Origin of the sequence: Pseudomonas syringae group sp. 26L6, assembly GCF_032587815.1 — a bacterium.
GTDB lineage: Bacteria > Pseudomonadota > Gammaproteobacteria > Pseudomonadales > Pseudomonadaceae > Aquipseudomonas > Aquipseudomonas amygdali.
In genome coordinates this window covers 81,848-100,107 of the sequence record NZ_JAWHPJ010000033.1, presented here as the reverse complement: position 1 = coordinate 100,107, position 18,260 = coordinate 81,848, and the positions used below count along the sequence as shown (strand labels likewise).

The following is an 18,260-nucleotide window of genomic DNA, read 5'->3' as shown; positions in this document are numbered from 1 at the left end:
TTCCTTTACCGGACCGCCCCTGATGAAACTCGACCCTCAGACGCTTGCGCAGATTACCTCGACCACCGTCAGCCATTACAACAGCGTGGCCGACGAATTTCGCGAAGGCACACGCGACCACGACGTCAGCCAGAATATCGATGCCCTGTTGCGGCATATCGAAGGCCCGGCACCGTGGCAGATTCTCGACTTCGGCTGCGGGCCGGGGCGTGATTTGAAGACGTTCACAGCGATGGGCCATGTGGCGGTCGGGCTAGACGGCTCAGAACGTTTCGCCGAAATGGCACGCGCCGAGACCGGTTGCGAAGTGCTACAGCAGAACTTCCTCGAACTCGACCTGCCGCAAGGCCGCTTCGATGGCCTCTTCGCCAACGCAGTGCTGTTCCACATCCCTAGACAGGAACTGCCACGCGTGCTGCGCGAACTGTATGCCACACTCAAACCGGGCGGCGTGCTGTTCAGCTCCAACCCGCGTGGTGAGAATCAGGAAGGCTGGAACGGCGAGCGTTACGGCGCGTACCACGACCTCGAAACATGGCGCGAACTGCTGACCGAAGCCGGGTTTAGCGAGCTGGAACACTACTACCGCCCCGCCGGGTTGCCGAGAGAGCAGCAGCCTTGGTTGGCGAGTGTCTGGCGGCGGCAGTGATGTGCGGCGCTGTGCAGTTCGCGTGCTGGTACTTCTGACAGTATCGCTCAGCAACCTGTGCGTCTTAGGATAGATTCAGCCACTTAAACAGGCGGCTTGCATCCATCCGAATCGATCAAAGGAACTGATCATGGCGAACGAATATCTGGAAAATGGCGATTTCAGCGACAATCTTACTCACTGGACAGCCCCAGTGGGCTTTGAGCCAGACTTCAAGCCAAAAGGCGAAGGTCAAAGCATCAAGCTGAATACGGGCGTGACCGTAAGCCAGTCTATTATTGAACTGCCCGCCCAGCGTCTGCATCTCGAGTTCGATGTTCTTAACGCAGAGGATGTAGACGAGGTGTTCTTCGTCGTGGTCGTGGGTGGCTACAACATTAAGGATGAGATTAATCTGACGCAGGTCGTAAACTTCGCAACTCAGGAATGGGTGCATTATTCTGGCGACTTCGATTTCCAGGTGCAGCTCAAGAAATGCTTCTTGAATATATCTGCCCCGGCGGAGACCTCCAGCTTTTCGCCTTCAGGCCTGACAAAGGCCTCGCCGTTCGGCCCAGTGCGGTTCGCCAACCTTAGCCTGACTTTGTCCGACTAATTACCGCACCAGCGACTCTGCCACCTTTCAAAGGTGGCAGAACACATATTACTCAATGCGCAAGCCGTACCTGCTCATCGTCATCCTTGTCCGCCGCTTCGCGACGCTGTTCGTCGGTTGGTTCCTTGATGCGGTACCAGGCCACGTACAACGCAGGCAGGAATAGCAGGGTCAGCAACGTGGCGATGATGATGCCACCGATCATGGCGTAGGCCATCGGGCCCCAGAACACTTCCCGCGCAATGGGGATCATGCCCAGGCTCGCCGCGGCCGCGGTCAGCAAAATCGGACGACGGCGATGCTCGGTGGCTTCGACCACAGCGTCCCAAGGCAGATACCCACTGCGCTCATAGGCATCGATCTGGGTCACCAGAATCACCGAGTTGCGGATGATGATGCCGATCAGCGCCAGCACCCCGAGAATCGCCACGAACCCCAGTGGCGTCCCCGTCGGGATCAGCGCCAGCACCACACCGATTAGCCCCAGAGGCGCGACACTGGCCACCAGAAACATCTTCTGAATGCTGTGCAACTGAATCATCAGGAACGTCGCCATGAGGAACAGCATCAGGGGAGCAACGCTGGCAATCGGCCCCTGCGCCTTGCTGCTTTCTTCGACCGTGCCGCCCGTTGCAACCTTGTAGCCGACCGGCAGGCCAGCGGCGAACTTGTCGATTTCAGGTTGCAGCTGTTTGACCAGATCGGTTGGCTGAATCGCGTCCCGTACCGCGCCCTTGACGGTGATGGTCGGCATGCGATCGCGGCGCCAGACCAACGGCTGCTCCAGCTCGTAACCAACGGTGGCGAACGCCAGCAGCGGAATGGATGTTCCAGTCTGGGTCACGATTTGCAGGTTCTGCAGGGTTTCCGGCGTGCCGCGTTCTGCGTCTTCAGCACGTCCGATCACATTGATCAGATAGATATCATCACGCACCTGGGTCACGGTTGAACCGCTGACCACGCTGTTCATCAGCTTGGCGACGTCTTCCGACGACAGGCCCAACTGCCGGGCCTTGTCCTGATTGATATCGATGCGCAGCACCTTGCCCGGCTCGTTCCAGTCGTAGATCACTTCGCCCACATGCGAGTTGTGATCGAGCAGTTTGGCCAGCTCGATGGCGTGCTGGCGCACCTTGTCGATGTTCTCGCCGCTGACGCGATACTGTAACGGACGACCCACCGGAGGGCCCATCTCCAGCGCCTGCACATAAGAACCGATGCCGACGAAGTCATCACGCAAGCGTTTTTGCAGACGGGCAGTCAACGCGCTCCGCTCCTCCAGGCCTTTGCTGACAATCACCAGCTGGGCGTAGAACGGGTTTTCCAGTTGCTGATCGAGTGGCAGGTAAAAACGCAACGCGCCCTGGCCGATGTAGGTGCTCCAGCGCTCGATGTCCGGATCGTCCTTGAGGCTCGCTTCAAAACGATCCACCACCTTGCGCGTTTCGTTGATTGAGGCGTTCTGCGGCAGGTTCAGGTCGACCAGAATTTCCGGGCGGTCCGAAGACGGGAAGAACTGGTTCTGCACGAACTGCATGGAGAACAGCGACGCGGCGAACAACCCTACCGTGATGGCAATCGCCAGCCAGCGATGGCGCATGGCCCAGAGCATGCTGCCGTTGAATGCCCGGCCGATGCGGCCCGGCTCTTCGGATTTCGGTTTGATGTTGGCGCTCAGAATGTGCACGCCGATCACCGGTGCGAACAGAACGGCGACCAGCCACGACACCAGCATCGCCACGGCAATCACGGCAAACAGCGTGAATGTGTATTCCCCCGCAGAGCTGTTGTTCAGGCCGATCGGCACAAAGCCGGCCACGGTCACCAGCGTACCGGTGAGCATCGGGAACGCTGTCGAGGTATAGGCGTAAGTCGCGGCCTGCTCCTTCGATTCCCCCATTTCCAGCCGTGTGACCATCATTTCTACGGTAATCATGGCGTCGTCCACCAGCAGGCCGAGGGCGATGATCAGCGCGCCGAGGGAAATCCGTTGCATGGTGATGCCGCTGTATTCCATGAACACGAACACCATCGCCAACACCAGCGGAATCGAACACGCGACCACCAACCCTGCGCGAAACCCGAGGCTGACGAAGCTGACCAACAGCACGATAATCACTGCCTCGAACAACGCGCTGGTGAAGCCGCCCACAGCCTTGTTCACCACCTCGGCCTGATCCGACACCTTGTGCACGCCAATGCCGACTGGCAGCTCCGCTGTGGTAGCGTCCATACGTTCGTGCAGCGCCTTGCCGAAGGACTGGATGTTGCCGCCCTTCTGCATCGCGATGGCCAGGCCGATCGCCGGTTTGCCATCGAAGCGGAACAGCGGCTTGGGCGGATCGGTGTAGCCTCGGGTTATGTCAGCAATGTCGCTCAGACGATAAAAACGGTCATTGATGCGCAGATTGACTGCAGCCAGATCCTTCTCGGACGCGAACTGGCCGGATGTACGCACCGAGATCCGCTCCGGCCCGGCTTCTATCACCCCGGCAGGCGTCACCGCGTTCTGCGATTGTAGGCTTTGCACCACCTGGCTCTGGTCGATGCCCAATGCTGCGAGCTTGCGTGTCGAGAAGTTCAGGTACACCACTTCGTCCTGCTGACCGATCATCTCGACCTTGCCCAGCCCGGGCACGTCGCGGATGTCGGCGCGGACCTTCTCGACGTAGTCACGCAACTGACGCATCGAGAAACCGTCTGCGGTAAACGCATAGATCGAGCCGTATACATCGCCGAACTCGTCGTTGAACGACGGGCCTTGCAGGCCCTGCGGGAACTGGCCACGGATGTCATCGACCTTCTTGCGCACCTGATACCAGATTTCCGGTATCGCCTTGGCGCTGGTGGTGTCACGCAGGTACACGAAGACCGTGGATTCGCCCGGTCGGGTATAGCTCTTCACGTAGTCCAGCGAGTCCAGTTCTTCGAGCTTCTTCTCGATGCGGTCGGTGACCTGCTTGAGGGTCTCATCCACCGTCGCGCCCGGCCAGCGGGTCTGGATAATCATGGTCTTGATGGTGAAGGACGGATCTTCCTCGCGCCCAAGCTTCATGTAGGAAAACACGCCCATCAGCAGCGCGACAAACATCAGGTACCAGACGAACGACTGATGCTTGATGGCCCACTCGGATAAATTGAAATTCCCTTTCATCGCGGGCTTTCCTCATCGACTTTGACTTTCTGGCCCGGCTTGAGGCTGTTGACGCCCGCGCTTACCACTTTTTCACCTGCCTTGACGCCGTCGGCCAGCACGAAACTGTTGCTGTCACGGCTGATAATGTTCACAGCCCTCGGGTTGACCGTCTGGTTTTGCGGGTCGACGATCCATATCTGGCTTTTGCCATCGGCCTGCTGCAAGGCATTGATCGGCAAACGCATGCGCGGCGTGATGGTCGAGCTGAGCGTCACGCTGATGGCCGTGCCCAGCCGGAAGGCCGCTGGCGTATGCGCCAGCGTCAGACGTGCACGGCGGGTACGTGTGGTACGGTCGGCCTGAGGTTCGATTTCACGAATGGTGGCGGTGGTGTTCACTTCCGGATTCAACTGACTGGCGACGGTGAATACCACGTCGGACGGCAGCTGGTCGGCCAGTGTGTCAGGGAGGTCGATCACCGCTTCCTTGATGTCCGGCCGCGCCAGGGTCACGACTTCCTGCCCGGCCGTAACAACCTGACCGGCTTCAACTTTCCATTCGGTGACCACAGCATCGTGATCACTGCGCAGCTCGCTGTAGCTCAATTGATCGCGGGCCTGTTGTGCAGCGGCTTTGGCCTGTTCCTGCGACGAGCTGGCGGTCTTCAGATCGGTCAGGGCGATGTCCAGTTGCGCCTGGGCACCCACACCGCGATCAAACAGTTCCTGCTGGCGGCGAGCATTGGCCTGAGCGTTGATCAACTGCGCCTGCACATTGGCCAGGTCGCCCTGCCGGGCACGCACTGTATTCTGCTGATCGGTCGGATCAAGGGTGGCGAGCAAATCGCCTTTCTTCACTTCAGCGCCTACGTCGACGTTGCGCCGGGCAATACGTCCCGCCACACGAAAACCCAACACGCTCTGATAACGCGCCTGAATATTGCCGGCAAAACGCCCGAAATCCTGATTTGACTCAGGCCTGGCTTCGACGAACACGACAGGACGCACCGGCTCCGGAGGGGCCTCGTCCTTGCCGCAGCCACTCAACAGAAAGCCACTGGACAGAAGGCTACCCAGCAACAGGCATGACGACAAACGCTTCATGGCTGCACCTGCGCGTTCTGCTGTTTGGGCTGTTCGGCAATCTCGACCTGCATGTCCGGGTGTAACAACTGTCCGCCTGCCACCACGACTTTCTCTCCACTTTTAAGCCCGTCGCCGATGATGACTTTGGCAGTCAGATAACGAGTAACGGTGACCCTGCGCAAATTGACTTTGCCCTGCTCGTCCACCACCCACACGGCAGGCTTGCCCAACTGCTCGCCAAGGTCCTTGGTCAGCGCCGCCCAAGGCAGCTCGACACTGGCATTGGCCGGTGCGCTCAGCGCCACGCTGACTACCGAGCCCAGGTCCATGCCTTCAGGCAGCGGATCGAGCGCGATCTTGACCTGTAAAGTGCCGGTTTGCGCCGAGACTGCCGGGGTCACTTCGCGTACTTTGCCGCTGACCTTGATGTCCGGGTTGTCGAGCAGCGTGACCTGCACAGGCTGATTGGTCGGCGGCTGAACGAACAGGGACTCGTAGACATTGAACACCGCATCCCGATCACCGTCGCGTGCCAGATCGAAAATCGGCATCGTGGCCTGCACCACCTGCCCGACTTCAGCCTGACGCGCGGTGATCACACCCGGCGCATCCGCGACCAGTGCGGTATACCCCAATTGCTCACGGGCATTGGCCAGTTGCGCTTGCGCAGCCTTCAACGAGCTTTCGCTGCCGCGCAAGGCGGCCTGGGCCGAGTCATATTCACTACGGCTGGTATAGCCTTTGGGCAACAGCTTTTGTTGCCGGACAAAAGCGGCGCGGGCCTGATTCACGCGGGCCTGCTCGGCGGCCACAGAGGCTGCGGCCGAATCGACATTGATCTGCAAATCCTTCGGATCAAGCCGGGCCAGCACCTGCCGGGCAGTGACCCGGTCGCCCACATCGACATTACGCTGAATGATCTTGCCATTGACCCGGAATGAAAGCCGGGTCTGCACCCGCGCCTGAACATCACCGGTCAGGGCGACACTGGCGGCGAAGTCGGCACTTTTTACCGTTTGCACATAAACCCTGGGCAGTTCGGGCGCCGCCGGTTTTTCCTCGCCACACCCCGTTAACATCGCCAAGGCAGCAGCGAGACCGAATGTAACCAGTCTAGAAGGAAGAACGGGCATGCAGACTCCTTGTGCGGCTGCCGGATGTGGGCGCGATAGGGCGAGAGAATAGCGTGACTATGCGACTGTGCGCGAGAGGGAGGGTTCATTAACTGGGCAGAGGTTGCGCGGGAGAGGCCCGCAGCAGCTTTCTTTTGAATGTGGTCAGTTCAAACTCCTGCAGAGACACTGTCTTGAATGTCTCTGCCGAACTTGAACATAGTGTATATATCAAACCACCGATTCATGCCCCCCCACGGATTGAATGCGAGGGTTGTTCAGGTATAGTTGGCATTCTATCTACTTCATAAAAATACTTTTGAAAAACAGGCCTTCTTATATTTCGGTATTTAGGATAGCCCGTTCTGCGAATAGTAGCCGACCGTGCCGGCGCGACGCTTGATGGTAATAGCCGTGGTCGTGGTAATGCAAAGGATGCGGCCGGTAAATCAGCACTGGATTGCGGAGGGCGTTGATTTGGAAATATTAGCGAATTTCTGCCTGCCGGACGCTGGTTCTTTCTAGCAAGCCCGAAACTCTCCAGCCTGGAGGTTGAACGCCCCACTCCAGCAGCCTTCTTTACAATTGAACTCAGAGCAAAACCAACGCCCGCAACAGCTAACACACTGCCCACGCCCATAAGCACCCCACTGAGCGTTGGATTCGATTCTTTTACGTGCGTAGACACATAAATTGACCCACCTCCAGTGAGCAATAACCCAGCCGCCAAAACCCCACTTAAGAAAGACGAAAAATGCCCGGTCGGGTCTATGTATTTGATCGGATTGTTTAGCCCATACGCATACGCATTCAACCCACCGTCACCAAACGGGCTAAAACTGTCCGGGCTGTTAAAGCGCATCAGCACCGGGTTGTAGGCGCGATAGCCATTGCCGAGCAGGTAATGGCCGGTTACCAGGTCAGGCTGCTCGCCGTTGAAACCGGGTAGTGCTGCGACTGTCTGCTCGGCTTGACGATGCCCGAACGGCGTATACGCGATATCAACCTGCCTCCCGTCTTCGCTCGCGTGCAGAACGCTGTTGTGCAGGTCACTGGCGACCATCGTCGTCACGACCTCTTCGCCCTCGCGACTCTGCTGCGCCAGTAACTGGCCGCCTGCGCGGATACAGGTTCGTTGCCTGTCGCCCAGTAACTCGGTCATCAGTTGCTTGCCGTTATAGAACCGACTGGAGAGGACCTGAGCCAGCGGGTTCAATGTGGAGACACGGTCCAGCGGGTCGTAGGTGTACGTGCAGAGGAGAGCCATAATCGATCCTTGATGATGGAGTAAGCGTTCAGGTGAATCAGGCTGGAGAAATCATGTACAGATAAACGTATCAGTACATCATGCGACTCAATTCGTCTGCCGGATCGCCCCAAGGGCGTGTTTCTCGAATGGCGCTAGCGGTATCAGCGAACTCACTTTTTAAACTTGAACGCCTATCATTGAGCAGTTTTATATCTGCCCCTGCATCCTCCCAACGCTTGATGCGCGGGTTGAATGTCCGAACGGCCAGCACTGGAATCACCATGCCTATTGCAGTCGCGAGCAAAACATCCTTGGCAGGGCCGTCAGGGTCGACCGCGTTGATTACACGGCTTACGGTAAACACGGTGCTCGCTGCGATCTGGCCGAGTGCCGAGGAAGCTGTCAGTTTCGTTGATAGCGGAGCATTGCCCTTGGCGACAGCCTTTATCGCAGGAACAGCCGCTTTTACACCCAGGTAAGCACCGAACAAACCGAGCCCTATCCACACAAATGAAAGTATCTGACTCTCATCTATCTTATGCCCGGTCGGATCAGACCGATTAACCGGATCACCCGCGCAGTACGCATAGGCATTCATACCGCCCTTGCCAAACGGGCTCAGGCTGTCCGGGCTGTTGAAGCGCATCAGAACGGGGTTGTAGGCGCGATAACCATTGCCCAACAGATAATGACCGGTCAATGGGTCGGGTCGCTCATCGTTGAAGCCTGGCAGCTGGCTCAACGCTTGCCGATGCCCGTAGGGGGTGTAGGCGATAGGGTCAGACAAGCCGGCCGATACGGTGTGGAGCACGCTGTGCTGTTGGTCCGAGCCGATCAACAGCGTAGCGAGCGCTGACTGCGTGGCCAGCAACTGACGGTCGCGATGCAGGAACCGAACGTGTTCTGCCCCCTGAATCTCGCTGACCAGGGTGTCGGACTGATAGAACGAACGGGCAATGGTCCCTGCCACAGGCGTGCGAGCCGCAAGCCGGTCAAGCGCGTCGTAGCGGTAACGGCACAGGGTAGTTTGCTGGCGCATGGTGAGTAACCGGAGTGGTCTTGATCGGCGAGGCAGGCCTCTTCAGGCACACAATGCATTGCGGGGACCGCAGCGGCTACTCGTAGAACTGCTAGGTTGCGTCAGGGGCTGTCAGTGGCTCTGAACACATTCCAGCGAGCGCTCCAGCTCGGCCTTGGCCATGTTGATCAGATGCACCACCGAGAACGCAAGATCACGTTTCAGGCCCTCGAGGTTGTCACCGGTTTCAGAAGCGGTGGCAGAGGCACAGCGCAGTATTTCGCTGACCTGTATCAGGGAATCTTCAAGAGAGTTGGGGAGCGGTGGAGACGGGGTTGAGTTGATCATCATGCGTGCCTCTGCAAGTAGGGCCATCAGATGTTCGCTGCTAAACAAACAAGGTGGCGACTTTGACGCGGGTTAGCAGACCGGTAGAGAACACAGACCCGGCGCACTCGAAAGTGCCCCACGCAAAGCCGCCATAAAACGGTAATTGCGCTGCGTGTCTCTGGACAGGCTGCTAAACCCGATCGCTGAAAAATCAGCGACCGACGCAGCCTAGTGCGCAGAGTTGGCAGGCACAAGGGCCCGGGATTTTCTAGGAAAGGTCATACGCAGGAAAGAGAAAAGACTGAAAGAAATGTCCCGCAGGACAGGTTTTTCGTGAGCGGAAGTAACCTGATTTGTTCAGAAGAGGACGCAGAGCGTCCAGAACGGCATTCCCACGCTGGAGCGTGAGGAACGATAGGCGCCCGGGAGATCTTCTATCGTTCCTCACGCTCCGCGTGGGAATGCCGTTCATGACGCTCCGCGTCATCTTCAAAACGCGTCGATCAACTGCCCTCGGTGCCGTGCGCCTCTTCGAAGAAGTAGTCCTTCCAGCTCGCCGCCTTGTTTTTAAGTACGCCCAGTTCATGCAGTTTTTCGGCGTAGATGAAGGTGCGCTGCGGGGTGACGGTGAAGTCGATTTCCGGGTCAGCGACGATTTTCTCTACCAGCGGCAACGGCAGTTTCGATTGCTCGACACGGATGTAGGTCTGCGCGGCAGCGGGCTTGTCGGCCTTGATGATCTTCTCGGCTTCGGCCAGCGCGTCGTAGAACGCCTTGTAGGTCTTGGGGTTCTCGTCGTGGAATTTTTCGGTGGTGTAGAGCACGTTGAACGTCGCCTGACCGCCCAGCACGTCATAGGAACTGAGCACTTTGTGGACGTTGGGGTTTTCCAGCGCCTGGTACTGGAACGGCGGGCTGGAGAAGTGCGAGTTGATTTCCGAGCCGCCCGCCAGCAGCGCTGCGGTGGCATCCGGGTGCGCCAGGCTCACCGAGATGTTGTCGAATTTCTTGTAGTTGTCGTTACCGAATACCTTGGCGGTCTCGATCTGCAAAGTACGCGACTGAAAGCCCACACCGGCAGCCGGTACAGCGATGCGGTCCTTGTCGGTGAAGTCCTTGATGGTTTTCACGTTGGGATTGTTGGTCAGCAGGTAGTTGGGCATGGAACCCAGCGAAGCAATGGCCTTGACGTTCTGCTTGCCCTTGGTGCGATCCCAGACGGTCAGCATCGGTGGCACACCTGCCGACACCACGTCCAGCGCACCGGCCAGCAGCGCTTCGTTCATCGCCGTGGCACCGGAGATGCTGTTCCAGTCGACCTTGATGTCCAGCCCCTGTTCCTTGCCATGTTTCTCGATCAGTTTCTGATCGCGCACCACGTCGAGGATCAGGTAGCCGATACCGAATTGCTGAGCAATGCTGATCTTGCCTTCCGCCTGCACGCCGCTGCTGAGCAGGGCACCGAACAGGCCAAGTGTCCCCGCCAATACAGTCAGCGCCGGACGATGAAATGTTGTTGTCATGTGGTTCCCACCCTGATTATTCAAAAAAAGACGGTGCTTCAACGCTGCATGCCCCAGCGCTTGACGGTCAGGCGCTCGATATTGGCGAACAGCAGGTTCTCGACCAGCAGGCCGATGAGAATGACTGCCGCCAGACCTGCAAAAACCTTGTCGGTATACAGCTCGTTACGATTCTGGAAGATGTACCAGCCCAACCCGCCCTTGCCGGACGACGCACCAAACACCAGCTCGGCGGCGATCAGCGTGCGCCAGGCGAAAGCCCAGCCGATTTTCAAGCCGGCAAGGATCGACGGCAGCGCAGCGGGAATCAGGATGTGCCAGACAAAGCGCAAGCCCTTAAGGCCATAGTTGCGCCCGGCCATACGCTGGGTTTCCGAAACGCCGAGAAAACCTGCGTAGGTATTGAGCGCCAGCGCCCACAGTACCGAATGCACCAGCACGAAGATCAGGCTGTTCTGGCCCAGCCCGAACCACAGCAGCGCCAGCGGCAACAGGGCAATGGCCGGCAGCGGATTGAACATCGCAGTCAACGTGCCAAGCAGGTCGCGGCCCAGTTGGGTGGACACTGCCAGGGTGGTCAGGGCGAACGCCAGCACGATGCCGATCAGGTAGCCCTGAATCAGTACGGTCAGGGAAATCCACACCTTGCCTGGAAGCTCGCCGGAGATCAGCCCGTCATAAAAGGCGGCCGCCGTTTGCAGAAAGCTCGGCAACAGCAGGTCGTTGTTCTGCAAACGTGCAGCCAGTTCCCAGATCACCGCCAGAGCGATCATGATGACGCATTTGCGCACCCAGCCCAGTTGCCAGATGCGCTGTGCCAGCGGTAGATCGCGGGCCAGGTCTTCCTGAGTGAAAGGCTCCAGCGTGACTTCATATTCTTCGCGAGCGGGAGGTGCGAGGCTCATGGTTCGGGTTTCCCGGTAATCGTGTAGATAGGACGCGGAGCGTCCTGAAAGGCATTACCACGCAGAGCGTGGGAACGATCAAGGCAGTCGTCTAGTAAGCAATCCGGATGTCCTGAAAATTCAGATCCTGCTCCACTGGCCCGGCCTCGCCCTCATCGAACAACAAACGATGAATACGCTGCGCGGTTTGCTGGAAACCAACGCCGCCGAGGCTTTTCAGGTCGTATTGATGGCTGTTGATTTCCGCTCGCACACGGCCCGGATGCGGTGACAACAGCAGGATGCGGTTGCCCACCACCAGCGCTTCTTCAATAGAATGGGTAACGAACAGCAGCGTGAAACGCACCTCGTCCCACAGCTCCAGCAGTTCTTCCTGCATCTTGCGCCGGGTCAGTGCATCGAGCGCGGCGAACGGCTCGTCCATCAGGAGAATTTTCGGCTGCATGGCCAGGGCGCGGGCAATCGCCACGCGGGCTTTCATGCCTCCGGACAAGGTATGCGGATAGGCTTCGGCAAACGCGCTGAGGCCGACTTTTTCCAGGTAATAACGAGCGCGCTCCAGCGCCTCGGGACGCTTCAGGGTGCGTGACGCCAGCAGCGGAAACATGACGTTCTCGATCACGGTTTTCCACGGCGGTAACTGGTCGAATTCCTGAAACACCACGATGCGGTCCGGGCCAGGTTCGGTGACCTGATGACCTGCCAGACGAATCTCGCCCTCGCTGGGCCGGATGAACCCGGCTACGGCTTTGAGCAATGTGGACTTGCCGCAACCGGATGGGCCGAGCAGCACAAAACGATCGGCCGGGTCGACCTCGAAACTGACCTGATGCGTCGCCCGGACCACGCGCTCTGGCGTGCGGTATTCAAGGCTTACACCGCGAACTTGCAACAAGGCTTCAGTGGTGTGCTGAACAGTCGGTTGCGGTTGGGCGCTCGTGCTGGCCGTGTGGCCTTGCGCGACAGCATTCATGAACGGCTCTCCTGAATCAAAATGGCGCGGTGCCTTGAATGGTCGTGCGATACAGTTTGCGTCGCAGATGGGCCGGGCAGCCGGCAGCCAGGTGAATCAGGGAACGGTTGTCCCAGAACACCATGTCGTTGGCTTGCCATTGGTGCCGGTAAATATGCTCGGGCTTCACGCTGTGGGCGTAAATCTCGTTGAGAATCTGGCGGCTCTCGTCTTCCGGCAGGTCAAGAATCCGGGTGGTGAAACCCTCGCTGACAAACAACGCCTTGCGGCCTGTTTCAGGATGCGTGCGAACAATCGGGTGGCTGACTTCGACCACTTGGGCCAGTTGCTCGGCGGTCAGGGTCGGACGCCAGTTGGCGGCGTTATGGCCCTCGGCGTAGCGCGCAGTGTAGCTGTGAACCGCCGAGCGCCCTTCGACGGCATCACGCAGGTGTTGCGGCAAGGTGTCCCACGCCTGATGCATGTCGGCGAACAGCGTGTCGCCACCTTCGCTCGGCAACTCTTGTGCGTAAAGCATCGAACCCAGGCTTGGCAGCTCTTTGTAAGACAGGTCCGAATGCCAGTATTTACCGGCATCGCCCAGCCCCACAGGCTTCTCGTTCTCGACAATGTTGGAGACGATCAGGATTTCCGGATGGTTGGCCAGCAGAAACTGCTTGAGCACATGGATCTGCAACACACCAAAACGACGGCTGAAATCGACTTGCTGCTGTGGCGTGATCTGCTGATCGCGGAACACCACGACGTGGTGATCCAGATGCGCCTGATGCACTCGCGCGAAATCCGCGTCATTCAACGGCCTGGACAGATCCAGCCCGACGATTTCCGCGCCCACCTTTCCGGTGAATGGACGCACGTCGAACGATTGCGAAGCAGATTGAGCGGACGATGAAGCGAGGGAGGCTGCTGGCATGAGAACTCCGACTCCAGAACAGTGTGACTGAAAGGCGGAACTGTATAGATATAAGAAAGAGAATTTAAATACCGTTGAGGAATATCGATAGTTCTGAATGCTTCCTGAGGATTTTTTGAGCGCACTCGCCCACATAAATGTGTCACGGCAGATACATCCAAGTGTAAGAACGCCTTGCTAGGGTCGGCGCCTTATCCAGATTGAGTACAGGCGCTCGCCATGCGATGTAATAAACCGGTTGCCCACGTAATGATGTCGTCGTTGATACTTTCACTGCTTGCGGTATCGGTACAGGCAGCGAGCCGTGCAAATGACAACCGGATCAACGGGGTCGATCTGCTTTCCGGGTTCAACACGCTGTGGACGACCGGCGCGACCTGGGATACTGGCACACCGACTGCGCTGGGGCAGAGCCTGCTCCGACGCAACCTGCAAATTGTCGTTGACCGTGCCAACTCGCGCACGCTTGCCCAGGAAACCGCCGCTTACTTCGATGACCGTCGCGATCAGAGCTACAGCGCCATCAGCGGTCTGGGCTCATTGAGTGATGCCTATAAAGCAGGCGCGGGGGCCTTCACTACCATCACGCAATTTGACGACAGCAACAAAACCGTCAAGTACGACGACAAGGGCAATGGCGCAGGCAGTTCGTCTTCAGCGCTGGGCAAAGTGGTCGATCTGGTCGGCGCCGTGCGCAATGACGCCTCCACGACCCCGGCCAAGTCCCACTATCTGTATCCACGGCCATGGCGGCAGAGCCTCGACGGACAAAACCTGGCATTCGTCGTCGCGCCGTCTTTGCGCCCGGCCGAAAGCACCACGCCGGCCAGTGACTCGGGGTTCCCCAGCGGCCATACCAACGCCGCCTACCTGTCTGCCTACGCCTTGGCCTACGCAATCCCAGAGCGGTTCAGCGAGTTGATGCTGCGTGCCTCGGAGATCGGCGACAACCGCATCGAAGCGGGCATGCACTCGCCCTTCGACGTGATGGGCGGGCGAATCACCGCGACCTATTTCGCCATCGACAACCTGTCCAATTCAGCCAACGCACAGTTGCGCGCCGACGCCCGCGCCCAGGCACTGACTTACTTCACGGCGCAATGCGGTGGCAACATCAACAACTGCATAGCGAGCATTGACCCGGCCACTGACCGCACTTCCCAGCATGCCCAGGACAAAGCGCTGTATACCTCGCGCATGACCTACGGCTTCGACCCGGTCGGCCCGACCAATCTCGCGCCGGTCGTGCCGACCAACGCTGAAGTGCTGCTGGAAACCCGCTTTCCGTACCTGGACGCCAGCCAACGCCGCGAGGTTCTGGGGACCACTGAAATATCTTCGGGCTACGCGGTAATCGACCAGTCGGGTGGCTACGGTCGCTTGAACCTGTATGCCGCAGGCGATGGCTACGGCGCGTTCAATTCCAACGTCACCGTCAACATGAACGCCAGCCTCGGCGGCTATAACGCCATCGACGCCTGGCGCAACGACATCAGCGGCAGTGGCGCACTGATCAAAAACGGCACCGGCAACCTGATACTGACAGGCAACAACACCTACTCGGGCGGCACCGTGATCAACGGCGGCACCCTGACTGGCCATGCTCAGGCCTTCGGCAGCGGAACGATCACCGACAACGCAACGCTGGTGCTCGATCAGTCCACCAACGACACCCTCGCCAACACCCTGGCCGGCAACGGCGCGTTGATCAAACGCGGCGTCGGTTCACTGAACCTGACCGGCAACAGCAGCCTGTCCGGCGCGACCACCGTGCAGGCTGGTCGCCTGGCAGTGAATGGCAACCTCGGCAACTCCATCGTCAGCGTGCAGCAAGGCGCGACGCTGGGTGGCAACGGCACCGTCGGCGGCATCAACGTCGCTCAGGGCGGTGTGGTTGCACCGGGTAATTCGGTGGGCCAGTTGAACGTCAACGGTGACGTCAATCTGGCTCAGGGCTCGGTTTACCAAGTGGAGTCGGACGCCAATGGCAATGCCGACCGCATCGTCGCCAGCGGCCGTGCGACCCTCAATAACAGCACACTGTCATTGGTTGAAGGCGGCAACTGGGTAGCGGCAAGCCGTTACTCGATTATCTCGGCAGCCGGTGGCGTCAGCGGTGCATTTGCCGCCGTGCAAACAAACTTCGCGTTCCTTACCCCGACGCTGAACTACACCGCGACAGACGTCGGTCTAACGCTGGATCGCAATGCACAAACCTTCGCCAGCCTGGCGACCACGCGCAATGCCAGCGCCGTCGCTCAGGGGCTCGACAGCGCGGGGGCAGGCAATGCACTGTGGCGACAGGTGGTGCAGGACGACGCAGCAACCGCACAGGCGACCTTCAAGGCGTTGTCCAACGAGCTGCACGCATCGACTCAATCTGCGCTGATCGAAGACAGCCGTCTGGTGCGCAACGCCATGAACGATCGCATGCAACAAGCGCAATCCGCACAGTCATTCGGCAGCACCACACAAACCCTCGCCGGCGATGCCTCGCGTGGCGTGGTGTGGACTCAAGCCATCGGCGCAACCGGCCAGACCGACAGCAGCCGTGATGCCTCGGGCCTCGAAACCCGCACCAGCGGCCTGCTGTTCGGCGCCGACGTACCGCTCGACAACACTTGGCGCATAGGCGCGCTGGCAGGCTTCAGCAACAGCAGCTTCGACCTGCGCCATGCGTCCGGTTCCACCGACAGCGACAACTACCACCTGGGCGTTTATGGCGGCGCGAAATGGGGCCAACTGGGCCTGCGCCTCGGCGCGGTACGCACCTGGCATGAACTGACCGCCAAGCGCACGCTGGACCTGCCGGGCTCGTCCGAACACTTCAAGGAAGACTACAAAGCAGCGACCAATCAGGTCTTCGGCGAACTGGGCTACTCCATCGAAATGGGCAATGCGCTGCTCGAACCCTTCGCCAACCTCGCACACGTACGCCTCGACACCGACGCCTTCGACGAGAACAGCAACGCCATCAGCCTGCAGAACAAATCCCAGGACAACCACATCACCTTCAGCACCCTGGGCCTGCGCGCTGCCACTCGCTTGAACGCCGGCAGCGTGACGATCAAACCCAACGCCGCACTGGGCTGGCGTCGCGCCTACGGCGACGTCACCCCGGAAAGCCGATCGGCCTTCAGCGGCGGCAGCACCTTCGAACTCTCCGGCGCACCGATCGCCCGCAGCGCCGCAGTGCTCGGCGCAGGTGTCGACCTGGGGTTGAGCGATACGCTGAGCGTGGGCCTGAGTTACGACGGTCAGGTGAGCAACGATGCTTCGGATCAGTCACTGAATGCTCGGGTGACGTTGGCGTTTTAAGGCTGAAGTGGCGGCTGCTCTCTGTAGGGACGGAGAGCAGCCTGCCGAAGTTATCAGGGGGTCTGAGCGCTCTTGCGTTGACCTTCAATTCCATCCAGCTCCAACCCTCTCGTTTTCATTTCCCGGCCTCTCGATCAGCCTCAACAATCGAGGTCGGGAATGGGCTGCGTGCCTTTGCAAACCACCACAGGGCACCCGCTCCGATAACGCTCGTCAGCACGGCCAAACTCAGGATGACCTGGCGAATGCCCAAAGGCGCTGCGAGCAGGGCCACCAGCAAACCTGCCAGAGGCTGCGACAGGTTGTTGAGCAACGTGATCACGCCCACCGTCTTGCCGAAGTCCTGGGGCGGTATCACCCGCTGCCGGAGGGTGCGCATGTAGACGTTGAACATCTTGTCGAAGCCGACGATCAACAAAAAACCCAATACATAGCCCATCAGGTTCGGGCTCAGGGCGCTGATAAATGCCCCGATCGCGATCATTGAATACCCGACACCGCCCAGCACCCGCAAAGGCAGCACCACACGGGCCAGGAAGAACAGGATCACGATAGTGGTCACTGCCCCCGCCGCCTGCAGCCCTGCGTAGTTATCCTTGCCTGCGCTGTACTCGCCGATGACCATGGCTGCCGAGGTCGCCAGCGTGACGCCGACGATAAGGTTGACCCCTACTGCCAGCGTGATGATCTTTTTCAATTCGGTGAGGCCACGGATATGCCCGAACGCAATCCGCAAGGGCTGCAGCCAGATGTCTTGATGCTGCTTGAACACTTCCAGCTTAAAACGGCCAAGACGTTGCCACGCCAACATGCAGAGGTCTGCCAGGAGGAATAGTCCGGCGATCCAGAGCACTACCCAGTGCCAGGCCCACACTTCAAGCATCAGTGCCGCCACCAGCGGCCCGAGGACCAGCCCTGACTGGTCGGCGATCTGGGAATAGGACAACGTTTTGGTGTAGCTGTAGTGCTGAAAGATACGCGGCATGAGCACTTCGCGCGCCATGATGCCTTGCGTGGTCAGCACCCCGCATAATGCCGAGAGCACCACGAGCCATCCAATGCCACCAAAGATAGCGTAGAGCACCATCGCCAGCACGCAGAGCAATGCCCGGTACACCTGGCTGATATGCAGAATTCTGATAGGCGAATACTTGTCGCACAGCGCGCCGCATAACGGAAACGCGAGAAACCTCGGTAACGATTCGACGAAAAACGCCAGCCCGGCCCATGAAGCGCTGTTAGTGGTCTGGAACACCACCAGCGGCACTATGAACAACAGGATCTGATCCGCCAGCCTGGACAGGAAAAGCGAGATGAAGAAAGCGAGGTAATCCTTGCGCATGAAGAACTCCGTTCAGCACTGGCAGCGCGTGCGTCAGTTATCATCGCTCAGGTCATAATCGGCTTGATACATCGATGCTGATGCGCGCTCTCCTGTCAGCTTGTGGAGAAAT

The 18,260-nt window shown here is 59.1% G+C and carries 14 protein-coding genes; 3 read left to right on the top strand and 11 right to left on the bottom strand.

Annotation, left to right across the window (positions count from 1 at the left end):
* The first annotated feature begins 22 nt into the window (after positions 1-22).
* Both RYA97_RS17095 and RYA97_RS17090 read left to right on the top strand, forming a co-directional pair.
* Positions 23-649: a class I SAM-dependent methyltransferase gene (locus RYA97_RS17095; protein ID WP_005743155.1), complete on the top strand. Its 627-nt coding sequence runs from the start codon at positions 23-25 to the stop codon at positions 647-649.
* A gap of 130 nt (positions 650-779) precedes the next feature.
* Complete coding sequence (locus tag RYA97_RS17090; protein WP_005778604.1) at positions 780-1,244, top strand: hypothetical protein; 465 nt, start codon at positions 780-782, stop codon at positions 1,242-1,244.
* A gap of 52 nt (positions 1,245-1,296) precedes the next feature.
* Here the strand turns inward: RYA97_RS17090 and RYA97_RS17085 are convergent, their stop codons facing one another.
* From RYA97_RS17085 to RYA97_RS17040, 10 genes are all read right to left on the bottom strand, one after another.
* Positions 1,297-4,398, bottom strand: a complete 3,102-nt coding sequence (locus tag RYA97_RS17085; RefSeq protein WP_010192502.1) for an efflux RND transporter permease subunit — start codon at positions 4,396-4,398, stop codon at positions 1,297-1,299.
* Positions 4,395-5,483, bottom strand: coding sequence for an efflux RND transporter periplasmic adaptor subunit (locus RYA97_RS17080; protein WP_005778598.1), 1,089 nt, complete (start codon positions 5,481-5,483; stop codon positions 4,395-4,397). Before RYA97_RS17080 ends, RYA97_RS17085 begins: the two co-directional genes overlap by 4 nt.
* Positions 5,480-6,598 carry an efflux RND transporter periplasmic adaptor subunit gene (locus RYA97_RS17075; protein ID WP_005743159.1) on the bottom strand — a complete coding sequence of 373 codons (1,119 nt, stop codon included), beginning with the start codon at positions 6,596-6,598 and terminating at the stop codon, positions 5,480-5,482. The genes RYA97_RS17080 and RYA97_RS17075 overlap by 4 nt, the downstream gene beginning before the upstream one ends.
* A gap of 223 nt (positions 6,599-6,821) precedes the next feature.
* On the bottom strand, positions 6,822-7,844 hold the full coding sequence (locus RYA97_RS17070; RefSeq protein ID WP_016982746.1) for an RHS repeat-associated core domain-containing protein: 1,023 nt from the start codon (positions 7,842-7,844) through the stop codon (positions 6,822-6,824).
* 70 nt (positions 7,845-7,914) lie between these two features.
* Complete coding sequence (locus RYA97_RS17065) at positions 7,915-8,865, bottom strand: RHS repeat-associated core domain-containing protein (protein WP_005744781.1); 951 nt, start codon at positions 8,863-8,865, stop codon at positions 7,915-7,917.
* Between the two features lie 111 nt (positions 8,866-8,976).
* Complete coding sequence (locus tag RYA97_RS17060) at positions 8,977-9,192, bottom strand: DUF6124 family protein (protein WP_005747748.1); 216 nt, start codon at positions 9,190-9,192, stop codon at positions 8,977-8,979.
* Between the two features lie 485 nt (positions 9,193-9,677).
* The gene (locus RYA97_RS17055; RefSeq protein ID WP_005778594.1) at positions 9,678-10,697 is read right to left on the bottom strand and encodes an ABC transporter substrate-binding protein; all 1,020 of its coding nucleotides are present in this window, start codon (positions 10,695-10,697) and stop codon (positions 9,678-9,680) included.
* Between the two features lie 38 nt (positions 10,698-10,735).
* Positions 10,736-11,602 carry an ABC transporter permease gene (locus RYA97_RS17050; RefSeq protein ID WP_005778592.1) on the bottom strand — a complete coding sequence of 289 codons (867 nt, stop codon included), beginning with the start codon at positions 11,600-11,602 and terminating at the stop codon, positions 10,736-10,738.
* 91 nt (positions 11,603-11,693) lie between these two features.
* On the bottom strand, positions 11,694-12,575 hold the full coding sequence (locus RYA97_RS17045) for an ABC transporter ATP-binding protein (RefSeq protein ID WP_016982744.1): 882 nt from the start codon (positions 12,573-12,575) through the stop codon (positions 11,694-11,696).
* A gap of 16 nt (positions 12,576-12,591) precedes the next feature.
* Entirely contained in the window at positions 12,592-13,488 is an 897-nt protein-coding gene (locus tag RYA97_RS17040; RefSeq protein ID WP_016982743.1) for a TauD/TfdA dioxygenase family protein, read from the bottom strand.
* Between the two features lie 219 nt (positions 13,489-13,707).
* Here RYA97_RS17040 and RYA97_RS17035 point away from each other — a divergent pair, with 219 nt between their 5' ends.
* A complete protein-coding gene (locus RYA97_RS17035) occupies positions 13,708-16,806 on the top strand; it encodes an autotransporter domain-containing protein (RefSeq protein ID WP_032638765.1) in 3,099 nt (1,032 codons plus the stop codon).
* A 115-nt stretch (positions 16,807-16,921) separates the two neighbouring features.
* Here RYA97_RS17035 and RYA97_RS17030 read toward each other — a convergent pair whose 3' ends face one another.
* Positions 16,922-18,148 carry an MFS transporter gene (locus RYA97_RS17030; protein ID WP_016982741.1) on the bottom strand — a complete coding sequence of 409 codons (1,227 nt, stop codon included), beginning with the start codon at positions 18,146-18,148 and terminating at the stop codon, positions 16,922-16,924.
* Positions 18,149-18,260: the final 112 nt, after the last annotated feature.